We start from the raw sequence: 7,103 nt of genomic DNA, 5'->3' as shown, positions 1-7,103 counted from the left end.
TCCTGCCAATAAACGTTCGTTTCGTTTTTTAAGTTCGGCGGTAACGACCTCCACATCAATCAAAGCAAACTGGCAAGAAAATGTAAGCAATACAACTACTGTTTATGCTGATAATCAAAATCCAAACCCGGGGTATGGTACACATATTACAGGAGCCGGAGGTGCTACCAATGGTTTTGACACCACTACCACAAACAATCCATCCCTGTATAGCTATACAAATGGCGCTTGGGCTGCTGTACTAAATACAAATTCTAACTTTACAGCGGGTACCCCATACCGTTTATTGGTGCGCGGCGATCGATCAATTAATATGAGTACCAATACACCCACGCCAACCAACACTACCTTACGCGCCACAGGAACACTGCATACCGGAAATTTCCCCCCTGCATTAAACCCAGCAGCCAGTGGCTATAGTTTTGTAGGAAATCCGTATCAAGCTCCTATTGATATTAAAGCCGCATTGGATGCCTCTACAAATATGGATAAAACGAAAGTGTATTATTGGGATCCTACATTAAACACCAGAGGAGCTTATGTAACCCGAACGCTATCCAGTAATTCGAATGATGTTGGCTCATCTATTTTTAATCAATACTTACAACCGGGTCAAGCCGTATTTGTACAAAACACTAGTGCGGGTTCTCCTATAATGATCATTACCGAATCGCACAAAGCTGTGGGCTATGCAGCAGCAGGAGTTTTTAGAACAACCAATACTTCAGATTTTGGTTTGTTGAGAGTGCATTTACAAGCCAACACAAACAACCAATGGGACACCATAGAAGGCACACTTGCGGTATTTAACAATATGTACAGTTGGAATACAACTGAAGAAGATGCAGCAAAGTTTGCAAATTTGGATGAAGAAGTAAGTTTGATGCAAGACAACACGTCTCTGGCAATTGCCATGCAAACCAATCCGTCTAGTACTAATGAATTGCCCATTCGATTAAAAAACACGCGACATACTGCCTACCAATGGAAGTTTGAATTGTCTGATTATAACGGATTAACTCCTTATTTGGTAGACACACAAAGCAGTACCTATACACCAATAGAAAACAATACTGTTGTGCCTTTTACGGTAAACGGCCAAGAGTTGAATCGTTTCAAAATTGTATTCCAAAACAGTGCGCTATCAATAGATGATTTTGCAAACAACATCACATTATATCCTAATCCAGCTAAAGCAGGGGCTAGTTTCTATATTGATGGCATGGCAGAAGCAACAGTTTCAGTATACAATGTTTTAGGACAAAACATACCGGTACAGCTAAAATCACAAGGTAATGCAATACAGGTAACGCCAACACAATCGCTGTCGCAAGGCATTTATTTGGTTACGGTAACCACCGAAGGCAAAACCCAACACGTAAAATGGATTGTAGAATAGTAAAACTGTAAAACATGAAAAAAAGCAATCACTCCGCAATTAGATATCAATTTTTATTGGTTATATTATTTTTAGTACAATTTGCTCAAGCACAACCTGCTTTTGACGATGGGGATGACGTTAATGATGCTGTACCCGCACCTATTGACGACTGGATCCTACCGATGGCGATAATAGGCATAGTTGTTATGTACTACTTTATAAAAAAGAAAAGACAATCTTTAGTATAATAAAAAAGCACTCTTTTGGGTGCTTTTTTATTTAAAACAAATCAAGTATGTATACAAATTCAACGTTTCAAGTATTTATGAAGAGGATTGAGGTAATGGGACAATGAGGCAATTTGAATGTTGGATAACTCGTGAAGTGTCAGTCGACCCCAGGCGTTTTTTTTGGTAAAGGGAGCACAAATCATCTAATTATTTAATTCGCTAATTCGCTAATTAGCTCATTATCTAATTACTTTCAATAAAAATACTACTCAAAAAACATAAGATATAAGTACAAATTTTTTATATTCGCAATCAATAAGTAAAACAATTATGAAAGCAGTAAGCAAATTACAAGTCTTCTTTTTTTTAGTGATGTCTTCTTCACTTTTTGCACAATTTAATATCAACAATTTGTCTGTTGAGGCAGGTTATGGTTACACGGGAGCCATAAGGCCTTATCAAAAGTTATATGAATCTAATTTCTCTGGATTGAATCATTACAATGTAGGAATTAGATATATGTTCAATGAAAAATTTGGCGCAAAAGTGGCTTACAAATTGGATCATTTTGTAAATGACCCAGGAGGAAAAGTTGGAATTACGTATAGTGCAGTTGCGCTTTCTGGAATTTATAATGTGGGTAAACAATTGGGCTTAACCTATCTAACAAGAGATAAAGTAGGCATAAATGCCCACGTTGACGCTGGTATAGCATTTGGATATATGATTGGACAAAATAAATACGAGAAAATTGGTGTGGTGGGAATAGGACTTACACCGATGTTTAATATCTCAAATAATTTTGCCTTAACGGCTGATTTTACTCAAAATTTTACCGTAAAACAACATTATGGTTTTGACGGAGTCCTGCTAAATAAAGATTACACACCAGAATCGGGAAGTTATTATAATTTTTCATTTGGGATAATTTATTATTTGGGGGAAAATAAATACCATTCAGACTGGTATTAAAAACCCACTCAATCAAATATAAAAACCCACTTTTTATTTCTTAAACAAGAATAGAAGTTGCTTTTTTTTACTGAAAACACCTCTATTTCTTAATTTTTTCTAAAAAAATACCCAAAATCTCATAATTTAACGGACAATTAACAACTTATATTATTTTTATATAGCAACTTGCGCTGTTAAAGTATTTTTTAAAATTTATAGAAAATAATACCAAATAAAATGCAAGAAAATAATACAGGGATAGACATTAGCGCACTTAATGAAAAAATTGAAAAGGAAAGCGCTTTTATTGATTTACTTACTTCAGAATTAAGCAAAGTAATTGTTGGACAAAAATCAATGATTGAACGCTTATTAATCGGTTTGCTAGGCCAAGGACATGTTTTGTTAGAAGGCATGCCTGGATTAGCCAAAACGCTAGTTATAAACACACTTTCAAAAGCCGTTCAGGGGAGTTTTCACCGTATTCAATTCACGCCAGATTTGCTCCCAGCAGATGTGGTAGGAACCATGGTGTACAATTTCAAAGAGAATGAATTTTCTGTAAAAAAAGGACCCATTTTTGCCAATTTTGTCCTCGCAGATGAAATTAACAGAGCACCTGCTAAAGTCCAATCCGCATTACTGGAAGCCATGCAAGAAAAACAAGTAACCATTGGCGAAACCACCTATAAATTAGACGCGCCTTTTTTAGTTTTGGCGACTCAAAACCCAGTAGAACAAGAAGGAACGTATCCGTTACCTGAAGCGCAAGTAGACCGGTTCATGCTAAAAACCATTGTCGATTACCCGAAAATGGAAGAAGAACAACTTATCATTCGTAATAGTTTATTGGAAAATAATGCTACTATTAATCCCGTAGTAAGTGTGGCGCAAATCATTAAAGCACAACAAACGGTAAAAGAAGTGTACATGGATGAGAAAATTGAAAAATATATCTTAGATATAGTTTTCGCCACGCGGTATCCAGAAAAATACAAACTGGAAAACTTAAAACCGCTAATTAGTTTTGGTGCTTCACCACGTGGAAGTATCAACTTGGCTTTAGCGGCAAAATGTTATGCTTTTATCAAACGCAGAGGTTATGTAATACCTGAAGATGTTAGAGCGGTAGTGCACGATGTGTTGCGTCACCGTATTGGAATTACTTATGAAGCCGAAGCCGAAGATATTACTTCAGAAGACATTATCAATAAAGTTTTAAATCAGGTACAAGTACCTTAATAAGTGCACAGGAAACTAATTAGTAAATAGCTTTTTACTGCTTACTAAAAACTGAACACTGAACACTGACATGGAGACGAAAGAGCTACTTAAAAAAGTCAAAAAAATTGAAATTAAAACCCGAAGATTGAGCAATCATATTTTCTCGGGACACTATCATACTTCTTTTAAAGGACGCGGAATGACTTTTTCTGAGGTGCGACAATACCAATATGGAGACGATTTTAGAGCCATAGATTGGAATGTTTCCGCAAGAAATAATGATGCATTTGTCAAAATATTTGAAGAAGAACGGGAATTAACCATGATGCTAGTAATCGATTGTTCGGCTTCGCAAAATTTCGGAACTTCCTCACAAAATAAAAAAGAAATGGTAACCGAAATTGCGGCAACTTTAGCTTTTTCAGCCACTCAAAACAACGATAAAATTGGGTTAATTTTATTTACAAATGAAATTGAATTGTATATTCCGCCCAAAAAAGGAAAATCACACGTATTAAGAATTATCCGTGAATTAGTAGAATGGCAACCGAAAAGCAAAACTACCAACGTAGCATTTGCATTAGAATTTTTGTCAAGCGTAATAAAAAAACGAGCTATTGTATTTTTAATTTCCGATTTTATGACTCCAGATTTTCAAAAACCTTTACAAATTGCTTCTAAAAAACATGATGTAACAGGAATTAGAATTTTTGATTCCCGTGAAAAAACGCTTCCAAATGTTGGCATTATTCAAACGCAAGACGCAGAAACGGAACAACTAATTTGGTTAGACACACAAACCACAGCTACCCGTTTGGCGTATGAGAAAAATCACAAAAGCAAGGTTGAAGTTTGCCAAAATATTTTCCGTAAATGCGCCGCAGGATTAGTAGAAACAGAAACAAATGAAAGTTATGTAACGAAATTAGTAACCTATTTTAAAAGTAGAGCCTAATGAAGTTACGCCTTTTATTTTTGAGTATTTTTTCCATTTTCGTTGGGTTTGCCCAAACGGTTGGAACGGCTGTTTCAAAAAAGGAAATCAAAATTGGCGAACAAATTCAACTTACTTTAAAAACAAAAGTAAACCAGAAGGCATTAGTTTTTTTCCCTGATTTAGATTCGATTGGTAAACTTGAAGTGGTACAATCTTTTCCAACAGAAAAAAATATAAAAGGAAACCAAACAGAGTGGATAAAAAAATACAACCTGACTCAGTTTGATGCGGGAACTTATAAGATTCCTGCATTAGAAGTGCTTGTAAACACCAAAAAAATATTTTCTGAATGCCTTGATGTAGTAGTAACGGATGTAGCAGTGGACACTACAAAACAAAAAATGTACGACATCAAAGAAGACGAAATTATTACTTTAAATACAGAAGCAAACCAACAAGAACTTTCAGACAAGCAACTATTTTTAGGACTACTTTTTGCTATTTCTCTGGCAGGTTTACTTTATTTTATTTTACGATTAAAACAGCGTAATAAAACAAAAGCAACAATATATATTTCTCCATACGACCGCGCATTTATTAGTTTTTCAGAATTAAACACCAACGCCAACGCCAAAGAATTTTATTCTAATTTAACCCAAATAATTAAATTATATTTTGAAAAAACGTTAGAATTTTCTGCGTTAGAAAGTACAACCGAACAGTTTATTTTTAAACTAAAAAAGGCAGTAAAAAATAAGAAGTTTCAAATTTCAGACGCTACGATTACTCAAATAGAAACACTTTTTACCAAGGCAGATTTGGTAAAATTTGCAAAAATTTTAATTGATTTACCAGAACAAAATGCAGACAAGATAGCTTCGGAAAACTTGATTAATGTTTTTCATAATACCTTACCCGTTTCTACTGAAGAGCAACAAGTGGCGTTAGCCAAATTAGCCGCACAACAGCAACAAACTAAATACAAAAACATCAGACAAACCACATTTGTTGTCACACTTTTAGCAACTAGTATTGCAGTAGTTTTCTTTTTTGGATGGGAAAATGTGACCAATTATTTTTCTGCAAAAATCAACGGAAAAGAGGCCAATTACTATCTTAAAAAAGAATGGTTGGTTTCAGCATACGGGTTGCCTATTTTGCAAATTGAAACACCAGAAATTTTAACTAGAGTTTTGGTAACTTCTAAAAATCCAAACATTAAAAATATAGCCCAATTTTCTTGGCAAAAACCAACAGATAAACTTGCCATTTCGCTTCAAACCATCGCGTATAAAGATTCTGTAAAAGTAAATTTACAACAGCTTTTTAATGACGAATTAAGCCAATTGATGCAAGGACAGGCTACGAAAATTCAAACTACTGCTAGAAAATTCAAAAATGTAAAAGCGCTTTCTGGAGATGTTTTAGAAGGCACTTTTGAAATAAATGAAGCCAATCAAACCAAACTAATGCGGTTTTTTACGGTTTTTATTTCAGATAAATTCGGCATACAAAAAGTCAGAATTACTTATGAAGCAAAAGACAAACAAGCAAAAGATTTCATAGATCGTGTTACAAATAGTCTCGAACCAATAAACCAAGAAGATGAATAGCGCCTTCATGCATCCTCATTTTTTATGGTTGTTATGGGTAATTCCAATAGCAGTTTTTTGGCAATATAAAACAATCAATCATCAACAACCAGCCATAAAAATAAGTTCAACAGAAGGATTATCCATAAAAAAATCTTGGATTATAAGGTGCCGACCTTTCTTATTTTTGTTAAAAATTATGGCATTAGGATTTGTAATTATTGCGTTAGCAAGACCAAGAAACACTCAAAAATCAAGTTTTACAGCCAGTAAAAATGGGATTGATATTGTAATTGCCACCGATGTATCGGGAAGTATGTTGGCGACTGATTTCAAACCCAACCGTTTGGAAGCCATAAAAAAAGTAGCCGAAACGTTTATTCAAAAAAGAACAAACGACCGAATTGGTTTGGTAGTTTATGCAGGGGAAAGTTATACCAAAACACCAGTAACTTCTGACAAAATAATGTTGTTAAACGCCCTAAGAGAAGTACAATATAACGGATTGGTTTTACAAGACGGAACCGCCATAGGAATTGGTTTAGGAACCGCCATAAACAGAATTAAAAACAGCAAAGCGAAATCTAAAATTATCATTTTATTAACTGATGGCGTCAATAATGTGGGAAGTTTAGACCCCATTTCAGCAGCAGAAATCGCTAGAGATTTCGGCATAAAAGTTTACACAGTAGGCGTTGGAACGAACGGAATGGCTAATTTTCCCGTAGCGAAAGACAGTAACGGAAACATTGTTTTTCAACCTCAAAAAGTGGAAATAGACGAGA

7 protein-coding genes are annotated in these 7,103 nt (G+C 34.9%); all 7 read left to right on the top strand.

Going from position 1 to position 7,103, the window contains the following annotated elements; genetic code table 11:
* Window positions 1-1,399 (top strand): T9SS type A sorting domain-containing protein (locus ACIQ2I_RS06855; protein WP_396181687.1); only part of this gene is annotated, 1,399 nt, incomplete at its 5' end.
* Window positions 1,400-1,413: 14 nt separating this feature from the next.
* Window positions 1,414-1,629, top strand: a complete 216-nt coding sequence (locus ACIQ2I_RS06850; protein WP_396181686.1) for a hypothetical protein — start codon at window positions 1,414-1,416, stop codon at window positions 1,627-1,629.
* A gap of 312 nt (window positions 1,630-1,941) precedes the next feature.
* The gene (locus ACIQ2I_RS06845; RefSeq protein WP_396181685.1) at window positions 1,942-2,583 is read left to right on the top strand and encodes a hypothetical protein; all 642 of its coding nucleotides are present in this window, start codon (window positions 1,942-1,944) and stop codon (window positions 2,581-2,583) included.
* A 219-nt stretch (window positions 2,584-2,802) separates the two neighbouring features.
* Window positions 2,803-3,807: an AAA family ATPase gene (locus ACIQ2I_RS06840; protein ID WP_396181684.1), complete on the top strand. Its 1,005-nt coding sequence runs from the start codon at window positions 2,803-2,805 to the stop codon at window positions 3,805-3,807.
* A gap of 70 nt (window positions 3,808-3,877) precedes the next feature.
* Window positions 3,878-4,744, top strand: a complete 867-nt coding sequence (locus ACIQ2I_RS06835) for a DUF58 domain-containing protein (RefSeq protein ID WP_396181683.1) — start codon at window positions 3,878-3,880, stop codon at window positions 4,742-4,744.
* Window positions 4,744-6,339, top strand: coding sequence for a BatD family protein (locus ACIQ2I_RS06830; protein ID WP_396181682.1), 1,596 nt, complete (start codon window positions 4,744-4,746; stop codon window positions 6,337-6,339). The genes ACIQ2I_RS06835 and ACIQ2I_RS06830 overlap by 1 nt, the downstream gene beginning before the upstream one ends.
* A partial coding sequence (locus tag ACIQ2I_RS06825; protein ID WP_396181681.1) for a VWA domain-containing protein occupies window positions 6,332-7,103 on the top strand: 772 nt, incomplete at its 3' end. The genes ACIQ2I_RS06830 and ACIQ2I_RS06825, both read left to right, overlap by 8 nt.

This window comes from Flavobacterium sp., assembly GCF_044368995.1.
Taxonomy (GTDB): Bacteria; Bacteroidota; Bacteroidia; order Flavobacteriales; family Flavobacteriaceae; genus Flavobacterium.
This window is presented reverse-complemented; position numbering and strand designations above follow the sequence as displayed.